Here is a 17,357-nt window from a genome sequence, read left to right as displayed (position 1 = left end):
CTGTTATGACAATGCCTGTATCGAGGCTTTTCATAGCATCTTGAAGCGTGAATTCATCTACAGCAACCCCAAATTCAAGACGAAACTAGAAGCCCAGCAGAAGCTGTACCGATATCTTGAGTTCTTTTACAACCGGACAAGATCGAATAGCACGATTGGCTACATATCTCCAGCGCTCTTTGAGCAGCTGTATTACCAACGGGTGGTTTAACTAAGCGACGTCCACTTTCTTGACAGAGGAGCAAACATACAGTTAATTTGCTGTGATAAACCCTGAAATGGTAAATAGATGGAAATTGTACAGTTAATTTATTCGATTTTGTTGAATTTAGGTGAAATGCTCGAAATTAGCTACATATTTTCCAGTTATTCCTCTCAAAGTGCCTAATTTGCTGAAAATAGATGGATGTTTTCCAGTTAATGCAGCGAGTGCGAGCCTACTAATAGGGGTTTCAAGGATTGAGTTGTAGGAGTTGTTGGAGTTGCAGAGTTGTTGGAGTTGCAGTTACTGGAATTGTTGGAGTTGTTGGAGTTGCTGGAGTTGCAGAGTTGCTGGAGTTGCTGTTATTGCATGAGTTGAAGATGTTGCAGATACGCTGTACGAGTACGAAGTACAGGTGCATACGAAAGCGGTTGGCGAAAATCGCCAACCGCTCCACTTTACCGCACCCGCTTCGCCATATACTCCCTCGGCGTCATCCCAAACTTTGCCTTGAACAGTTTATAGAAATAACTCTCGTTCTCAACACCCACACGCTGCATGATCTCTTGGATGCTGAGCTTCGAATTCTCCATCCATTCCACCGCTTTATGCAGCTTGACCTGATTAATATATTCGGGAATGGACATGCCTAGGTGGATCTTGGATATTTTGCTCAATTTATATGCAGGCAGTCTCATCATCTCTGAAATGCTTGCAGCGGAAAGGGACGAATCGAAATAGTTGGAATCGATGATTTCCTTGATCGTATCGGCGACCACTTGGTTGCCTTGGATGCCTTTTTCTTCACCTTCGCTATGAACGGCACGAACCGCTTCCAAGAGGAGTCCCTCGAATTGTTCAATCGTTTCCTCCTCGTACAGCTCCCTGCTCATAAGTCTGGCGGGAACAGCAATCGGTTCCTTACTCGTACGATTCATCTCAAAAATCGTTTTCTTCAGATGGTGAACCACCTGCATACTGACCAGCATGATGCTGCCATAGTCCAGCTTGCGGATCTGGCCGAATACGTCGCGCAACCTTTCTTCTATTTTGGCAGCATTCCCTTTAGGCACGGCGTCGATAAATTTCCCTACCATTTCCAATACCAACTCAATGTCCACGTTCCCCGAGTTTGCGTCGATACGATTCTGCGTAATCACGGACTTCGTTCCAAAAACATACCGATAAGAGCTATTAGCCAAGGTATGGTTATAGGCAGCCGCAATCGCCGTATATTCCGTAATCACATCACTGACCGTCGCCGAAAAGGAGATATGGTAATGCTTCTGAATGTAGTTCCGCGCCTCCCGAAGCGCTTGTTCCACATGTTCCACGGACTCATCTTGGACATCCGCTATATTCAAAAGAATCGTGAACGAATCGTCTTTCATATCCACGGTTTGCGCGACAAACATCGTCGATAATGCATCTGTCGTGACATTGGCGATCGCGAAGCGCAGCAGTTCTCTTTCAGCCAAGCTTTTGTGGCTAAGGAACTTTTTATACTCATCGATGCGGAGAACACAAATCATAAAGGGTTTGTCTTTCGTTAAAGCGCCGTTCAACGACCTCAAAACATCTTCAAATTCAGCTTCATTCACACTGTAGCTATCGGCCAACAGCTTTTTCAAAAAGTAAATCTTCATGATGCTCGTATTATTGTTTTTCTCAAGATTGTACTCATACAGCTGTTCTCGTGACTTCCGATACACCTCGGTCAAATAGGAAAACTCGTCTTTCACGCCAGGCTTCAGGAAACCATCCCTCGCCGCACCGCCCAAAGATGTTTGCTCCACGAGCCTTCTTACTGGCTTATAAATCCCTCTCGAAACCGATAGCGTTAAGAGCAGCGCCCCGACAAAAACAGCTCCCGTGATTAACAAAATCGTATCCATCAGCTGCTTCAGATTCGCGTACACTTCTTTATATGGCTTCGCCTCTAACAGCGTCCATCCTGTATTTTCCAAATAGATATACGACACGATGAACTTTTCGCCATTCACTTTGGACTCAAAAAATCCAGCCGACTCTCCCTCATGCATCCGCTCTTGGGAAACCGAAGTTTCGAAAGCTTGCTTAATCGTAACTGTTGAGACATTTTCAGCGATTACATGGTTGGTATCCGTCTCAATGAACTGGTTCTTGTTGTCTAAAATGTATAAATCGCTTTGCGTTCGCGAATCAAACTGGTTAATCGTTCGAATGTTATCGACGAGCCAATCCAATTTCACATTGAGAATGATGGCGCCATCCATCACACCTTTTTCATCCACATTTTCGAACATGACATAACTCAGTACGGTATCGTACGTTGGGCTGGCCGAGCTTCCGCCGGTTTGCATTTTCCGCACAATCGCTTTCAACGGCGTAATATGAGGATTCTCCGCGAGAACCTTATCTAGTTCAGCATCCTTATGATACAAATCACCGAAGGTAGAGTAGTACATCTTCTTATGATTGTTATAGACATAGACCGATTGAACGAACGGATAGTTAGCAACCACGGTCGCGTTCAGCTTATTAATCGTATTCATATGATCATAGGTCTCTTCGTCATTCAAGTACATGAGCGCCTTCACATCATTATTTCCGTATGTAGAAAAGGTCAGCTTGCTGATCATCGTGTCCAAATAATCGATATTATACTTCATTTGGGACAGGACTTTTTGGCTTCCCTCGTATTCACTTTGAAACACATTTCTCTCTACATTCACGTAAATAAGGCTGGAAAATGAAAGCAAGATGAGCAGGATAATGCCGTTGATCCATAGAAAAATGCGCAGCAAATACTTCTTTTCCTGAACAATTCGCCAAAGCTTCATTCCAGTTCCCCCCTTATGTCTAAACCATATTATAACCCTTTCAACGGGAACAGTCCCTACTGATTTGCATCATAGGGACTTTCTCGGCATATATGTCTATCTCATTCGAATCGTTTTCACTTCAAAAGGTGTAAAGGATAAGGCTAGGGTACTCGCGTCTGTACGATCTCCGTAATCAGTTGTAACATTCTGTTCCAGCATGTCCGTTTCATAAGCCCTTGTGATTTCGATACCCAAGTGAAGTGAGCAACGTGTAGTTGCCCCCTTGGCTTCATAAGCTCTTACAATCCAATCGCCGGAGCCATCTTCGGCAAGCTTGATCGTATCGAGGATGATGTTAGCTCGATCACAGCTCATTAGACTGAACGGTTGGTACACGGTACCGGCAGCAGCTACGACTGGGCTGTTCAACGCGTAAGCCTCCTGAATGACCGGATTGCTCATAAAGCCTTTATTCCAAATGTGCATCGCATAGGTAAACTCATGCAAACCCTCATCCGCTCGATCGTCCGGGTATGTAGGCGCGCGCAGCAAGGTAAGATTCATATGCTTACCAGCAGCATTCATCCCATATTTGCTATCATTCAAAAGCGAGAAGCACCGGTCTCCTTCCACGAAGGCTGACCATTTGTGTTGATTAACCTCGTAGCGATCCGCGTCATGGAGGCGTGAGAAATGATTTGGCCTTTTGGCATAACCAAATTGGATTTCATTCAGAACCTCTTGGCTGTGCAGATTCACATGAAAGCCGACCTTCAACAGCTTATGTTTCTCTTTCCACAGGATTTTCGTACGGAAATCAACACGTCTGCTGTCCGCTTCTAAACGGATTTCTTGGGTAAGCGTAGATTGATTTAACGAGCGCTCGACGAGTAATGATGCGAAAAGAGGGCCTTCAGCTAGCACGGTAATACGCGCTTTTTCGTTAAGCTCAATCGGTGAATCCGCGTACCTGCGGTCGATTTCCCACGCATCAAAATTGGACGTTTGATCACGATACAAGAGGAACTGGTTACATAGTCCGTTCGACCATTCTTCGCCCGTTTCTTTATCTATGAGGCTGGTGATTTCGCCGAATTCATTGAGGCTGAGCTTTAGCCATTGATTTTCTAATGATGTAGGTGATGCAGAAAGCTCTTTACTGATTACTTCGTTTCGTTTTAAAGCCTCATCCAATGTAGTATATCCCATAGCAGGAAGCCGCACTTGGATATAGGTTTTGTCGCCATGAACTTGCATATTAGGAAGCTTATCGTCTCGGCTGCTGCTTGAAGGAAGCTCCACGATCGCCGACCGCTCCCAAGCTAGGGAGTTGAAAAGCGTCTGTCCTTCGCCAGTTCGCGATACGAGTGCTGCTAACGCTTCACCCGTTAATGTTTTCGCTGAATCTAACACTTCTTCAAAAGCCCTCTCAGCCTCAACATGCACTCTCGTAATCGAGGTCCCTGGCAAAATATCATGAAACTGCAGCAGCAGCAGACTGCGCCATGTTTTAGCTAAAGCTTCTTTGGCATAGGTGTGCGCATGCGTTTTGGAAGCTACCGCGTTCCAGAGATCCGCTTCTCTTAATGCAAATTCGCCTGCGCGATTGCCGCTCTTCATCTTCGCTTGGCTGGTGAATGTTCCCCTGTGCGCAGGGTAGTAGAGTTCACCGACATAGTGACTTTCCGGCATGCCTCGCTGCTGTAAATCTTCAAAATAGTCGATCGGCGAAGCGATCACCGTCTGTGGCAGCCCTTCTAAGTTGCCCATTCTGCGCAGGAACTCAAGGTCGTCACGGTTTGCTCCGCCACCGCCGTCGCCGTATCCGAATTGAACAAGGCGGGTGGAAATGTCCTGCTTTTGGATTCGCTCATTCCACTGGAGGAGGACATAAGCGGGATCCGTTGGGTTCGGGAACGGGCCATAATCCAGCAAATGAACGCTAACTGTCGAGCCGTCGATCCCCTCCCAAGTAAACGTATTGTATGGGAATGGATCCACTACGTTGTCATAGGTCTGGTACATTTTCACCGATGCAAAATAAGGAATTCCACACTTTCGCATAATCTGCGGCAAGTTCCCTGAGTAGCCGAAAACGTCCGGCAGCCACAGCATTTCATTTTCCACACCGAACTGTTCGCGGAAGAATGCTTTGCCGTATAGAAATTGACGAACAAGGCTCTCGCCGCTTGGGATGTTCGTATCCGGTTCAACCCACATCCCGCCCTCCGGGATGATTCTGCCTTCCGCAACGTAATACTTAATACGTCCGTAAAGTTCAGGGTATAAATCTTTGACTATTTGAAACAAATACGGTTGGCTCTGCACATATTTATACGCTGGATACTGCTCCAGAAGCGCCATCTGGTTGGATAAGGTGCGGGCAATCTTTCGCTTCGTCTCTTCAATCGGCCATAACCATGCGATATCTAAATGGGATTGGCCCATCATATATAATTTAGGCGCTGTTGATCCGTTAACGCATTCTAGCAGCGGTTTCAGAATTTGTCGGCCTTGATGGGCTAACTTCTCTAATTCGATATCGTCGAAGGTTCCCCAATCCAATGTAGCTATGAGCTTGCGAAAGCCTTTATCAATCTCGCTAACTCGTAAGGAAGCAGGCTCCATCCCGTTGCGGAGTTGAAGTAAGGTTTGCAGGTCGATGAAGAACTGATACAGTTCTTCATGAACGATTACGACATCTGAGGTGCCGTAAACGGGTAGTGCACGATCATGCCCTGCATAAACCTCAGCTAGGATTTCGTAGACTTCCCCCTCGACAGCATTCGTTGATAGCGTGACGCCAGTATGCTGCAAATCGCTTGCGCCCGCCAGCTTCCCATTGACATAAATCGTGCTTTCTCCGCCAATATTGAGATGTAGTTCAACGCGTTTGCCAGCGCAGGCTGGCGTTATGCTCACTGTGGCTTTGAACCAGCCGTAGTGCGAGCTTTTGCCCCATTGAGTGCCTGGTTGAATGGCTTGGAACGAGCCTTGAACAGCTTCCTCGTAGGGAAGCCATTGGTTAACGAGTGTATATGTAAAATCGACATCAGCAATCGGTCTGTAGATGAGCTGATCTTTCTCTTTGAGCCACTTCTCTATGTGAAAAAGCAATTCTTTAGCTGGCATGATGGGGGGCCTCCGTCCGATTAGCAATGATTATCTGTATCAATTTTATTGATACAGATATGAATAACTGTATTATTCATATAATTAAATAATAAGTTCATCCTGAATCTGTGTCAATAAAATATTTAATATCTCCATTATTTTAATACAGATGATACAATTAAATCGCAGCAAATCCACAACAAAAAGAGCCCTATCCCATGAATAGAACCCTTCATACTATCACTTCACTGTCTCAATTGTGTTTCCCTCGTGGATTTCCGCCTTGCAGATCTGCCCCTGTACAGAGTACTGATTCTTCCCGTTCAAATCGTGCATAAGCTGCATCGCAGCGGCTCGACCCATATCATAGACAGGCTGATTGACCCCCGTAATATTGAGCTTCAATTTGCGATTCACATTCACAGCATCATAGGTAACGAGCGAGATATCCTGTGGAACAGACAAAGCTAGCAGCTCTGTGGCTGCGATAACCGCCTCTGCGATTTGATCATTCGCCGCAAAAATAGCGGTGCATGTGGTTTCTTTGATCAACGCGGCAACCTTATGACTATAAGCTTCAAGCTCATCTTCAAAATCCTCAAACGCAGTTGCAATCAGCACATCCTGATCCGCATCAAACGGGAGACCCTCATCCATGAACGCTTGCTTCATGCCCAGTAAACGTTCAAAAAACGTGCTCACGTCAGAATTACGTATGAAAAGAATACGTCTATGCCCTTTTGCCAGCAGCATTTTCGTCAGCTTATACGCCCCAGCCACATTATCGCTAGTGACGTAAGGGAGATCGCTGTTATATAAATGGCGGTCGAGGCAGACAACCTTGATGCCGTTGGTCTGCAGTAATTGATACAGTCGTTGATTGCGTTCTTCATTCTTTTTATCAAAAATCGGGCTTAGGATCACGCCATCTACTCGTTTGGCAACCGCGCCTTTCATTAAGGCTTCCAACTTATCAAAGTTGCGATCATCGCTGTAGCTTAACAAATGGAAGCCATGCAGATGCAGCACATCTTCAATACCACGTAAGGCTGTCGCCCATAGCGGATTATCAATCCCGATGACGGATGCCGCCACTAACCCGGAGCGGTTCATCTGGTCGCCTGGGAAAGTAACACCCTTGTCTATATAAGTGCCCCTGCGGTTATCCCGCTTCAGCAAACCTTCCGTGCACAATTCCTTGATCGCTTTCTCCACCGTATTCACACTGGAGCTATAGTATTTAGCGAAATCCCGCGAAGATGGCAACCTTGCGTCGCCTAGCCATTCGCCTTCCATGACCCGCTTTTTGATTTCATCCTTGATACGTGAATAGGGATAAGTTGTCATCGTAGTCCTGCCTTTTGGATCAGAATACTTTGACTATAGGGGAATTGTATTAACTGTGTCAAATGGTGATCAATAACTGATCAGCATTCTGCCACCCTAGCTCTATACCGACATCTGCAGCTCTCAGCACACTTAAACACATCAATCTCTTTCTGGGCTGGAGGGCGCCCCTTACGCCCATTCATGTAGGCTTCTCCACATGACATTAGTCCGATATATCCGAATTAAAACGAGGATTCCTTTCTAAAAAGGACAATTAGTCCGATTCTGCCGAATTAATTACCCCTTTTCACTGCGTGGAGGTTGTTTGAGGCGATTTAGTTCGGCGATTTAGGACTAAATAAGATTTGTTGTCGCGGACAGTGAGATTAATTCGATAATTTCGGACTAATGGGTACCGGAGAAGCAAAAAACGCCGCAAGCTCTCACAAAAGGAGACTGCGACGTATTTCTTCTCACTCTATATCCGTCAATTTGGTTGTCTCTCGTTCTATGAAAGAAAGCGGAACTTCAAACTCTCGGTCCTCACCCGTGTTTACGTCATGTCCAAACTTATGAAGCAATTTATTGATGGCCATCTGGGCCTGAAGCTGGTAAGGTATGTCCCAGCTTGAAATGCCAGGGTAGCTATGCTCAGCAATATAATCGTTATTAATACCGATCATTTGAAGTCGGCCTGGGATGTCGATCTTACCTTTATTGGCAGCTGAAAGCAGCTTTAGCGCAACATGATCATCAAAAGCAATGAGCCCCGTCCGCTGAGCCTGACCAGCCATCACCTCTTGGAGAAATACATCCAAGTCCAAATCCTTCATCTCAACGATGCGATGGGGGATTTCCACATCTAGCTCTTGTATGCCCATCGTATAGCCATTTCGGCGCTGTTCATCAATCACGTTTGAGTACTTACTGCCCACATAAATAAGTGAATCACAGCCACGATCCACTAGCAGCTTCGTTGATTGTCGGCAAGCTTCGGCAAAACCTAAATTTACGGCCCCTACGGCAATATCCTCCGGCCAACCCCAGCCATTAATGAGCACTAGAGGCGTTCCGCTATTGACGATTTCACGTGTGGAATCTTTTCCCATTGCTAACCCATGACAGATGAGTCCATCCACTCTTCGCTGCAGCAAAACCTCTAAATTCCTTCGTTCAATCGTCGGGTCGAATCCACCTGAGGAAAAGACGGATAAATGATAACCCGCATGGTGAGCTTCCAGTTGTAAGAACTCGGCTAACCGTCCGTAATAACTCGTTAACCCAGGAACAATGAAGCCAATTTCGAAGGTTTTGTTCCGACTTAACCCTGCTGCCATGGTGTTGCGTCGATACCCCAATTGCGCTGCCGCCAATTCGACTTTGCGAATCGTTTCTTGGGATGAACGAATCCCACCGCGATTCAGCACATTGGAGACCGTGGCAATCGATACCCCCGCTGCTGCTGCAACATCTACAATGGTGACTTGTTTCGGTTTACTCATATGTGTTTCAGCTCCATTAGTTAAACGCTTAACATGCTCCTCCAGATTAAATTGAACCGTTAAGCCTGTCAAGCGGAATACGATGGAAGGCCAGAACTATTTTAAAAAAGAATCGTTCCCAGGCCATGAATGCTGCCTTAGAAACGATTCCTGTCATCGGTTATTCCTGTTTAATGTGGGTACACCGTCTCAAACTCATCGCCGCATGGACCGCCATTTGGGTTAATCTCTAAGGAGACAGTCTCCCCGTTTGATCGATACAAAGGTCGGTAATGATTACTAATATGCGTCGCAGAAGCATTGGCGTAATGGCAGATGAACGCACGGCGGAAGCGATCCTTGGACTTATTTCGATAAGAACCATGAATCAAATTTCCATTGAAAAAGAGGACGTCGCCTCGGTCCATGATGACTGGCATCGCCTTCTCGTCCTTAGGCGGCTTCACATAGTGGGTCGTAAATGATTCCTTCGCATCTGCGATGTCGGGACATGAAATTTCGAGTGCGTTCGTTTTCGGTACAACGAGCAAGCCCCCATTTTCCTCATCAGCCGCGTCGATCGCCGTCCATGCTGCAATACAATTGCCTGGTTCCACCTTCAGATAAAAGTTATCCTGATGAAGCGCTTGCCCCCTGGAGCCCGGCGGTTTGTAATAAAACATACTTTGAGCAGCCAGCGCCTCTTCCTCATACAAATCTGCTAGTACGTCTAACACAGGCTGATGCAGCATATAAGTTCTAGCCGTCTCATTAAACCGATGCGGGTGCATGACACGCGGGTAGCGTTTCAAGGGATCCACGACTTCGGTCGTCAGCTCAGGCTCGAAATAGCCTGGAATCGATTGACGGCTGATCAGTTCAAAGGTTTCATCAATTTCTGCCAGATTCCCCTCCGAAAATAACCCTTTCACAATCACGTATCCCTCTGACTCAAAATGCTGTTTTTGTTCCTTCGTCAGTTTCAATAGTGCTTTCGACATCGCTCTTACCTCCGTAATCAACTTGTTTTCTATGTCTTTAGCATATCGGAATAACCGGTTACTTAGAAGTAATAATCTTGCTTATTATTCCTACAATCCTGCTATTACATAGAGCATAAAAAAATATTATTTTAATCCTATCAGAATACTGTGAATTAGCGTATAATGATGATAACAACAATTCATCATGAATGAGGGATGACCATGACGAACCAACTTTTGCTTAGTGATTACGATTGTGTAGACGAGGTGCCCTTGCATCGTGTGCGGGGGAATCAACTAGGAATCCTGTTAAGTATAATTGCCAGTGTTCTCAGTCAGCAGCTATGGATTCTACTCCTGCCTTTGATCGTCCAGCTGATTAGTCGAACGTATGGTGTAAAATACAATCCATTCGTCCGGCTGTTCTCTCCGCTTTTTCCTGTCAGTACACGAACCGAAAGCCGCGAGCTCTTGCGTTTCAACAACATGTTAGCCATTCTTTTTCTCATCGTAACTATAACGGCTTTTCTTTTAAATATAACGACACTTGCTTACATCGCACTATGTATGCTCACAATAGCTGTCGTGCTGGCTTTAAGTGGATTTTGTTTTGGATGCTTCATGTATTTTCACTGGAAGCAATATTGGGCGCGAAGAAATGCTTAAGCCCATAAGTTGATAGCCACAACCGTTGCGGTTGTGGTTTTTTGTTTTGCAATTACGTTCTCTTTTCAGGAGCCGCTATATCTACATACACATAACCCTCAATGATGATTGGTTCATACCTTTCCAATCCCGGCAGCACAATACCGACAGCATTTCCTACAATATCGAATTCAGCTCCATGACAGGGACACCAAAAGAAAAGCTCCTTTTTTCTATTCCGTTGCGCTTCTGTAGCCGGTTCCACTGAACAACCCAGATGTGTGCAGGCCGATGAAAGAATGACAAGCGCGCCGCTCTCGTCTTTCGTCACATATACGAAACCTTGTTTAGGCGTCTTAACCCAGGCGTCCTCGATCGTAGCGCTATAGTTAACCTTTTCGTAGCTAGTCATGGCATGCAGCTGCTCTAATTCACCGACCTTAACGAAGCTACTCGGAATTTCCCTAGTGGCGCCAAGCCCCTGATCTTCTTGCTTTTTCCCATGGACTGCCCCGTAATAAAACAACGTCGTATTCCCAAGTAATACACCAGATATACCTAATACCAATTTTCCAGATGAGCTCAGAAAGGTTCTTCTTGTGATCTTTCGCGGCAAACGTGCAGTCATATAGACGGTCAACTCCTTCAGACTATGAATAACGCTTAATGTTATATCCAGATGCTTTTAGCTGTAGACCGATCCATAAGAATAAAGTAGGAACTATAAAAAACCAAAACGTAACCTGTGGTCCTGGATCCATATTAAACGCATCTGTAAATCCAAATATATACAAGTAATATCCCAAAAATATCATCCAGTTAAATCCCATCATACTAGGAAATATCCAAGCATATAACCCAACTAAGAAACCGACTACGCTAACCAATGACACAGATAAAAGATTAGTAACAGCCGATTTCATGGGTCTAAGGAAGACATTCCCAAGCGTTATATATCCAATTAGGACAAACAGCAGCACACAAATGATCCATACAGGGTGATTCCCCATTGCAAATAAAATACCCGTCATTACTAGGATCAGAATGTGGAATACAAATGATAGCAGGATGTTATGTCTCATTCTTCGTCCCCCTCATTGTCTTCTACCTCAAATTCCTATGTCCATTTATACCAAAATAATACAATTCGTTGCCGATTGAAAAGATCCTTTTTCTGCCACTTTGTTGATGGTCATCGTCCCACCTCTTTGTGTATGATGAAACTAAGTAAAATATCGCAATTTATTGAAGTTGGAGGTCAACTACATGGGTACAGTATCGAGACGGAAGGCGATCATAATTGGAGCCGGAATAGGTGGATTATGCACGGCATTGTCGCTTCAGCTGCAGGGATGGCGAGTATCGGTTTATGACAAGGCAGCCTCACTGAGAGAAGCCGGCGCGGGAATCGTGCTAGCAGCCAACGCGATGAAAGCACTCGATCTGCTTGGCCTCGGCGGAACAGTCAGGAACGTAGGGGCACCTGTCGTTCAGGCTGACATTCGAACCTGGGATGGCAAAATCATTACGAGTCTTCCGGCTGCCAAACAAGCGGCATTATACGGCACGCAAAGCTATGTCATACATAGAGCAGACCTTCAATCCATTCTAGTGCAAGCAGTAACGGCGACAGGACCTATTCATACCAATAAACAATGGGTCGATGGGAAACAGAGTGACCAAGGCGTAATCGCTGTTTTCGCAGACGGTAGGCAGGAAGAGGCGGATGTCGTTATCGGTGCTGATGGGGTTCACTCCGCCGTACGCGAACGACTTTTCGGTCATAGCCCGCTCCGTTACTCGGGATATATCGCTTTAAGAGGTGTATGTTCAATTGAGGAGGCGGGCGATGCTAATCATGGCGGGGGATTCGAGGCGCTTGGACCTGGCAAACGTTTTGGACTCTCGCGCCTCGGCAACGGTCGTGTATTCTGGTTTGCCGCAATTAATGCGCCTCAAGGGAGCATACCGCCGGTAGAGAAGAGAAAAACGGAGCTGCTGCGTCAATTTCACGGTTGGTACAGCCCGGTCGTGTCTGCGATTGAAGCAACGGAGGCATCGACCATTCTGGCCCATAACATCGAAGACCGCCGCCCCTTACCAAGGTGGAGCTCCGGCAGAATGACGCTCCTCGGCGATGCGGCACATCCGATGCTGCCCAATTTGGGACAGGGCGGTGCACAGGCGATTGAAGATGCTGTCGTCCTGGCAAGGTGCCTGCAACATCCGGATATTCCGGCTGCACTTTCAGCCTATGAGAAGGAGCGAATGGCTCGGGCGTACCGGATCGTGCGGATGTCCAGGTCGATGGGACGAATGGTACAACTGGAGAACCCTCTCCTTATCTACGGCCGCAATAAGCTGCTGGCTTCCTTGTCTGATGCCCGATATATAAGCCGCTTCGATCCGATCATTGGCTATGAAGTATAGGCTTTATATGCCTTAACCCCAATTCAACTGAAGTCTCGATATAACCAACGATCTGATCTAGTGTAAATACGTTTAATTGTTCATTCATGACTTCACTATCATACTCCATATCGCCTAATACATAAGGAATGAAATCTTCGACATCTTTGGACTTAACCTCTTGTAAATCAAGGATTGTTGGCATATAACAAAGCGTTTTTCTCAATTCATTTTTAAAACCATAGTACTCTAATAATTTGCCATTTAGTAATCTGAAATCATTATGATATAAATTCAATACTTCTTTATTCGCTTCCATTCTGTTTCTCAACCAAGGCAAATAAAAACCTTTCAACCAGATATGATCAGCGATTAAATGTGTAAAATACCCCAATATGTAATGACTCTCTTCTTGCGAGCTATATTTATATAAAAAACCTTGGTAATCAACGCTTCTTGAATAATCGCGTATATCACCTATAAAGAAGTGCGACGCGTCTTTAGGTGAAACAGCATCTGGCGCAATGCTTCCAAGTAAAAAAAGTGTTCTGTCTTCGATCGACAAACGCTCTGCAATTCTATTTGCAATAATTACGTGCATAATTCTCGAACCCACATCATCGTCCTCCCATTCACCAATTCAGTCCAGATTAATGAATAATAAGCGTCTCTTTATTTGGTTCCTTTCCCTACTCCGTGACGCACAAGTACTTCCTTTACGGCTTCGCTGCCAGACACTTGGCTGGGTAAGGGAGAGCCGGCATGAATGAGGAGCTCCACGACCGCTGGATAATCCCCGGCCGAATCTCGACAGTGAACCGACCCCCACAGGCAGGTATCCAATGCATTGCCGCCGTGCCCGTGGGTAAGATGAGCGGATGCGCCGTGCGAAAGCAGTAACTGTACCGCTTCGCTGTTTCCTCGCATTGCCGCGTTATGGAGCGCCGTAAAATCCTTGTACTCGCGACGGGAATCTGCAGGGAAGCCGGCTTCGAGCATAGTACGAATGACTTGAACCTCATTGTCCCATGCGGCATCGGCAATTAAACTTAGATCCACTAGCGAGAGCGACTGTACCAGATTCGAATCCTCCTTAAGCAGCGTTCGGACGGCAGCTGGATCGGCCAGCATACAGGCAAGCAGCAGACGCTGCTTTAATGGGCTAATCTTCGCGATCAGATCCACGATCTCGGGATGATTACGGCGCGCTGCAAGAGAGATCGGTCGCGTATTTGCGCCTATTTTGTACACATAGATATGTCCACCATTCGAATCGCCAGAAGTGAAGCTGCCCCGCCCGACTTGAGCTTGAAGGCACTCGGGTGTGGTATTAACTAGAGAGCGGACCAGCTCCACATCTCCCATATTGATCGCCATAAAAATATCAGCTGATGCGCCACGTTTAATAAGATACCTGCATTTATCTGCATTATCGATCGCCCATTGAGCTGGCGTGCTGCCATGATCGATATCACGCATATCGATATCGGCGCCGTGAGCGAGCAGAAAATCAATGATTTCATGTTCAGTGGCAAAATGAAGCGGAACCTGTCCATCGGGTCCGCGCTGATTGACAGCGTCGGAATTCATCTCGACCAATTCTTTTAAAGTATCCAACATTCCCAGTGCAGCTGCCGCATGTATATCGACGGGAGCTCCTCGTTCAATCAAGTATCTAGCAAGCTCATGATGGTCATGATGCAACACCCCGAATCCCCCGGCCCACCAGCTGCTTTTCGCATGCAAATCGGCTCCGTACCCCAGCAGCACGTCCACGGTTTCACGGTTCCCCTTTGCAGCTGCGGCGACGATCGCAGGCGTATCGAAGGCAAACCACGGCTCGTTAATTTTCTCGGCGAGAAAGGGGTTCTCATTTAGGCATCGGCTCGTTGCGTCCGGATCATTGCTCATGATCGCCAGTTTGAACTGTTCAATAGCCTTTTGCTCGTTCATGTCTGTATTCTCCATTCAACTATCGTATATGCTACTAATTCGAGGATGATTTCGTGATTCCTGTACAGTTTCTATTGAAGTAATCTGCCCCTCAGCAGAATAAAGAAGTTAAAAAACTTGACCCTTACGATACGTAACGGTATATATTGAATAAACTGGTAACAAGCTAGCACCATGATACGCCCGAACAGCGGGAACACGGAACGAAACTATTCTTGGACAAGCTCGGTGACGTTCCGGACGGGCACTGAATGTTACGAAGAAATTTTGCACAAGTCAAAATCAAATCATTCTGGAGGGTTGGACATGGACCAAAACAACACAACAAACAAAATCGCAACACAAGTAGGTGAAAACCAGATTGTAATCACCCGCATTTTCAATACGCCGCGCGATCTTGTATTTGAAGCTTGGACGAAAGAGGAACACCTGTCGAAGTGGTGGGGACCTCAAGGTTTTACGTCCACGTTTCAGACATTTGATATGCAACCGGGCGGCACATGGCAGTTTATCATGCACGGTCCCGATGGCGTTAATTACCCCAACACCAACATCATTGTCGAGGTTGTTAAAGCCGAGCGAATCGTCATCAAGCATGATGTGTTTCCGCATTTTCAGGCGACAGCGATCTTTGAAGATCTGGACGGAAAGACCAAACTCACGTATAGCTCATTTTTTGAAGAACGTGCCGATGTATTCGATAAGGTGAAAACCTATGCCGTCCCAGGTGCCGAACAAACCATGGATCGTCTGGAGGAGCATTTGGCGAGTATGTCTTCAAAATAAGAGATAGGACAATGGTTCACCTAGATTTATTTAAAGAACTAAAAAACCCCAGTGTGCGGGAGTGGGAATGTCCCTCGTGCAAATCACACCATGATCGAGACGAAAATGCCGCACACAATATTAAAAGAGTTGCCCTGTAGGAACACTTCGACTGCTTGAAAATTCTAACGATTTTTTACGTAAAACTGTGGGAACCACAGAGATCGCTTGGTCAACTTCGATGAGATTCGATTACCCAAGAATCCCCCACTTCAAGCGTTAGCTAAGTGGGGGAGTGTTCAATTACTATGTTTAGAAAAAGTGCTGAAATCGAATACCTGCGTGTATATTATACCTGTAGAGGATGTCGAAAAAGTAATCAGGAGGTTGGCACCGTTCATGACTATCACAATATGGATCATTCAAGGGCTTGCAGCACTAGGTTTTGTCTACTCAGGGTGGTTGAAGGCGTTTCAGTATCATAAAGCCAAGGCCTCTTGGGGTTGGGTAAAAGACGTTTCAAAAGGATTCGTCGTCTTTATCGGGTTAGCAGAATTAGTGGGGGCACTTGGACTCATTCTGCCCCAAGCGTTGAATATCACACCTATATTAACGCCAATTGCCGCTACGGGACTTGCCGCGGTCGTTCTTTTCGGCGCCTTATTCCATGTTACACGTAAGGAATACCGGGAGATCGGCGTGAACATTGTCTTCTTCGCGTTAGCTGTATTTGTTGCTATCAGTCGTTTTCAAACCGACATCTAATTCAGTAATGATATTGTTTACCTCCAGCCAACTGGTAGCACGATAAACCAAGTCCCCTTTAACTGAAGCATTATATGGCTGCTCAAATAAAATAACTGGCATATTTCTAAGTTTAAACTCATTGGCATAATGAGGAGCATCATCAATTAACACATCTACTTTGGAGTCCATACATTCTTGCAATTTATTCTCAGTAAAAACTAGATTATGGTATTTAACCCCATTATGTTCAAGCCAACCCATGGTAACGTCACGAAACARTAAGGGACGAGCAGTAATAATGGATATATGATGCTGAATAAACAATTCCCGTAATATTTCTACCGCCATCGTGTAAGGTGATGAATTCCAATGAATATCATGACCATATTTATGATAAATTTTTTCACGTTCCGTATCGTCCCACCCATATAATCGATAAAAGTAAAAATCGTTGACATCTTCAGGGGTGAACGATAAACCAGAAGCCTTATTATAAAAATGCAAATAAGATGAAGTCGCATCAAGAATTGTGTTATCTAAATCTACTCCAATATGCAATATAACAACCCCTACTATTAATCTGTAATAAGCTTACATTACCATGTAAAGTCAATTTCGGTAAGCAGCTTAATAAAATAAGCTTCCCGTTAACCGAGAAGGCTGCCGAAACAATTGCTGTCGGCAGCCTTCTCCTGTAAAATCAATTAGCTATAGTTTCTGCTTTAGTTGAGCGGTTCATTTTTAATTGTCGGCATTCGGACAATGTTTTTGCCATCAATCATTTTAAGTAAAATATGTAAATTAATGGATTGAATTCGAATAAAATTTGCCGTTACTTATGGTAAGGTTCACCTAAACGTTCATATCAGCAAAAAATGCGAAAGGAGTTGGCAGCAACCAACTCCATTGTTGTTTTGTTTTTATA

Annotated in this window: 15 protein-coding genes and 1 pseudogene; 6 read left to right on the top strand and 10 right to left on the bottom strand. The window is 45.5% G+C overall.

All coding sequences use genetic code 11. From position 1 onward, the window contains the following. Window positions 1-211 (top strand): IS3 family transposase (locus AC1DVJ_RS21910; protein WP_477593283.1); only part of this gene is annotated, 211 nt, incomplete at its 5' end. 449 nt (window positions 212-660) lie between these two features. On the opposite strand, the gene AC1DVJ_RS21905 is transcribed toward AC1DVJ_RS21910, so the two are convergent. The 5 genes from AC1DVJ_RS21905 to AC1DVJ_RS21885 form a co-directional block, all read right to left on the bottom strand. Continuing rightward, complete coding sequence (locus tag AC1DVJ_RS21905) at window positions 661-3,024, bottom strand: helix-turn-helix domain-containing protein (RefSeq protein WP_477593282.1); 2,364 nt, start codon at window positions 3,022-3,024, stop codon at window positions 661-663. 96 nt (window positions 3,025-3,120) lie between these two features. Continuing rightward, window positions 3,121-6,138, bottom strand: coding sequence for an alpha-mannosidase (locus tag AC1DVJ_RS21900; protein WP_477593281.1), 3,018 nt, complete (start codon window positions 6,136-6,138; stop codon window positions 3,121-3,123). A gap of 222 nt (window positions 6,139-6,360) precedes the next feature. After that, entirely contained in the window at window positions 6,361-7,467 is a 1,107-nt protein-coding gene (locus AC1DVJ_RS21895) for a GntR family transcriptional regulator (RefSeq protein ID WP_477593280.1), read from the bottom strand. Window positions 7,468-7,922: 455 nt separating this feature from the next. Beyond that, a complete protein-coding gene (locus AC1DVJ_RS21890; protein WP_477593279.1) occupies window positions 7,923-8,951 on the bottom strand; it encodes a LacI family DNA-binding transcriptional regulator in 1,029 nt (342 codons plus the stop codon). A gap of 170 nt (window positions 8,952-9,121) precedes the next feature. Next, window positions 9,122-9,931 carry a phytanoyl-CoA dioxygenase family protein gene (locus tag AC1DVJ_RS21885; protein ID WP_477593278.1) on the bottom strand — a complete coding sequence of 270 codons (810 nt, stop codon included), beginning with the start codon at window positions 9,929-9,931 and terminating at the stop codon, window positions 9,122-9,124. Window positions 9,932-10,135: 204 nt separating this feature from the next. Here AC1DVJ_RS21885 and AC1DVJ_RS21880 point away from each other — a divergent pair, with 204 nt between their 5' ends. Then, window positions 10,136-10,579 carry a DUF4395 domain-containing protein gene (locus tag AC1DVJ_RS21880; RefSeq protein ID WP_477593277.1) on the top strand — a complete coding sequence of 148 codons (444 nt, stop codon included), beginning with the start codon at window positions 10,136-10,138 and terminating at the stop codon, window positions 10,577-10,579. A 52-nt stretch (window positions 10,580-10,631) separates the two neighbouring features. Here the strand turns inward: AC1DVJ_RS21880 and AC1DVJ_RS21875 are convergent, their stop codons facing one another. Further along, complete coding sequence (locus AC1DVJ_RS21875) at window positions 10,632-11,186, bottom strand: QcrA and Rieske domain-containing protein (RefSeq protein ID WP_477593276.1); 555 nt, start codon at window positions 11,184-11,186, stop codon at window positions 10,632-10,634. Window positions 11,187-11,208: 22 nt separating this feature from the next. Continuing rightward, the gene (locus tag AC1DVJ_RS21870) at window positions 11,209-11,640 is read right to left on the bottom strand and encodes a hypothetical protein (protein ID WP_477593275.1); all 432 of its coding nucleotides are present in this window, start codon (window positions 11,638-11,640) and stop codon (window positions 11,209-11,211) included. A 184-nt stretch (window positions 11,641-11,824) separates the two neighbouring features. Between AC1DVJ_RS21870 and AC1DVJ_RS21865 the strand changes: the two genes are divergently transcribed. Then, window positions 11,825-12,988: an FAD-dependent monooxygenase gene (locus tag AC1DVJ_RS21865; RefSeq protein WP_477593274.1), complete on the top strand. Its 1,164-nt coding sequence runs from the start codon at window positions 11,825-11,827 to the stop codon at window positions 12,986-12,988. On the opposite strand, the gene AC1DVJ_RS21860 is transcribed toward AC1DVJ_RS21865, so the two are convergent. Both AC1DVJ_RS21860 and AC1DVJ_RS21855 read right to left on the bottom strand, forming a co-directional pair. Beyond that, window positions 12,969-13,583 carry a zinc dependent phospholipase C family protein gene (locus tag AC1DVJ_RS21860; RefSeq protein ID WP_477593273.1) on the bottom strand — a complete coding sequence of 205 codons (615 nt, stop codon included), beginning with the start codon at window positions 13,581-13,583 and terminating at the stop codon, window positions 12,969-12,971. The genes AC1DVJ_RS21865 and AC1DVJ_RS21860 overlap by 20 nt on opposite strands. A 56-nt stretch (window positions 13,584-13,639) precedes the next feature. Beyond that, entirely contained in the window at window positions 13,640-14,920 is a 1,281-nt protein-coding gene (locus AC1DVJ_RS21855; RefSeq protein WP_477593272.1) for an ankyrin repeat domain-containing protein, read from the bottom strand. A 306-nt stretch (window positions 14,921-15,226) separates the two neighbouring features. On the opposite strand from AC1DVJ_RS21855, the gene AC1DVJ_RS21850 reads away from it, so the two are divergent. From AC1DVJ_RS21850 to AC1DVJ_RS21840, 3 genes and pseudogenes are all read left to right on the top strand, one after another. Beyond that, a complete protein-coding gene (locus AC1DVJ_RS21850) occupies window positions 15,227-15,706 on the top strand; it encodes an SRPBCC family protein (RefSeq protein WP_477593271.1) in 480 nt (159 codons plus the stop codon). Between the two features lie 32 nt (window positions 15,707-15,738). Beyond that, window positions 15,739-15,846: pseudogene (locus tag AC1DVJ_RS21845) on the top strand (zinc ribbon domain-containing protein); the annotation flags it as partial. A gap of 238 nt (window positions 15,847-16,084) precedes the next feature. After that, complete coding sequence (locus tag AC1DVJ_RS21840) at window positions 16,085-16,450, top strand: DoxX family protein (RefSeq protein ID WP_477593270.1); 366 nt, start codon at window positions 16,085-16,087, stop codon at window positions 16,448-16,450. On the opposite strand, the gene AC1DVJ_RS21835 is transcribed toward AC1DVJ_RS21840, so the two are convergent. Next, window positions 16,406-16,990 carry a 5' nucleotidase, NT5C type gene (locus AC1DVJ_RS21835; protein WP_477593269.1) on the bottom strand — a complete coding sequence of 195 codons (585 nt, stop codon included), beginning with the start codon at window positions 16,988-16,990 and terminating at the stop codon, window positions 16,406-16,408. The two genes, AC1DVJ_RS21840 and AC1DVJ_RS21835, sit on opposite strands and share 45 nt — an antisense overlap. Window positions 16,991-17,357 lie beyond the last annotated feature (367 nt).

It is taken from the genome of Paenibacillus sp. P4_A9 (assembly GCF_056402415.1).
The sequence above is the reverse complement of the archived record's forward strand: the minus strand, read 5'-3'. Positions and strand labels throughout refer to the sequence as shown.

Coding starts and splice junctions, on each gene's coding strand:
- AC1DVJ_RS21850 (WP_477593271.1), top strand. CDS start 15,227: ATGGACCAAAACAACACAACAAACAAAATCGCAACACAAGTAGGTGAA.
- AC1DVJ_RS21900 (WP_477593281.1), bottom strand. CDS start 6,138: ATGCCAGCTAAAGAATTGCTTTTTCACATAGAGAAGTGGCTCAAAGAG.
- AC1DVJ_RS21880 (WP_477593277.1), top strand. CDS start 10,136: ATGACGAACCAACTTTTGCTTAGTGATTACGATTGTGTAGACGAGGTG.
- AC1DVJ_RS21895 (WP_477593280.1), bottom strand. CDS start 7,467: ATGACAACTTATCCCTATTCACGTATCAAGGATGAAATCAAAAAGCGG.
- AC1DVJ_RS21905 (WP_477593282.1), bottom strand. CDS start 3,024: ATGAAGCTTTGGCGAATTGTTCAGGAAAAGAAGTATTTGCTGCGCATT.
- AC1DVJ_RS21865 (WP_477593274.1), top strand. CDS start 11,825: ATGGGTACAGTATCGAGACGGAAGGCGATCATAATTGGAGCCGGAATA.
- AC1DVJ_RS21840 (WP_477593270.1), top strand. CDS start 16,085: ATGACTATCACAATATGGATCATTCAAGGGCTTGCAGCACTAGGTTTT.
- AC1DVJ_RS21855 (WP_477593272.1), bottom strand. CDS start 14,920: ATGAACGAGCAAAAGGCTATTGAACAGTTCAAACTGGCGATCATGAGC.
- AC1DVJ_RS21875 (WP_477593276.1), bottom strand. CDS start 11,186: ATGACTGCACGTTTGCCGCGAAAGATCACAAGAAGAACCTTTCTGAGC.
- AC1DVJ_RS21885 (WP_477593278.1), bottom strand. CDS start 9,931: ATGTCGAAAGCACTATTGAAACTGACGAAGGAACAAAAACAGCATTTT.
- AC1DVJ_RS21870 (WP_477593275.1), bottom strand. CDS start 11,640: ATGAGACATAACATCCTGCTATCATTTGTATTCCACATTCTGATCCTA.
- AC1DVJ_RS21890 (WP_477593279.1), bottom strand. CDS start 8,951: ATGAGTAAACCGAAACAAGTCACCATTGTAGATGTTGCAGCAGCAGCG.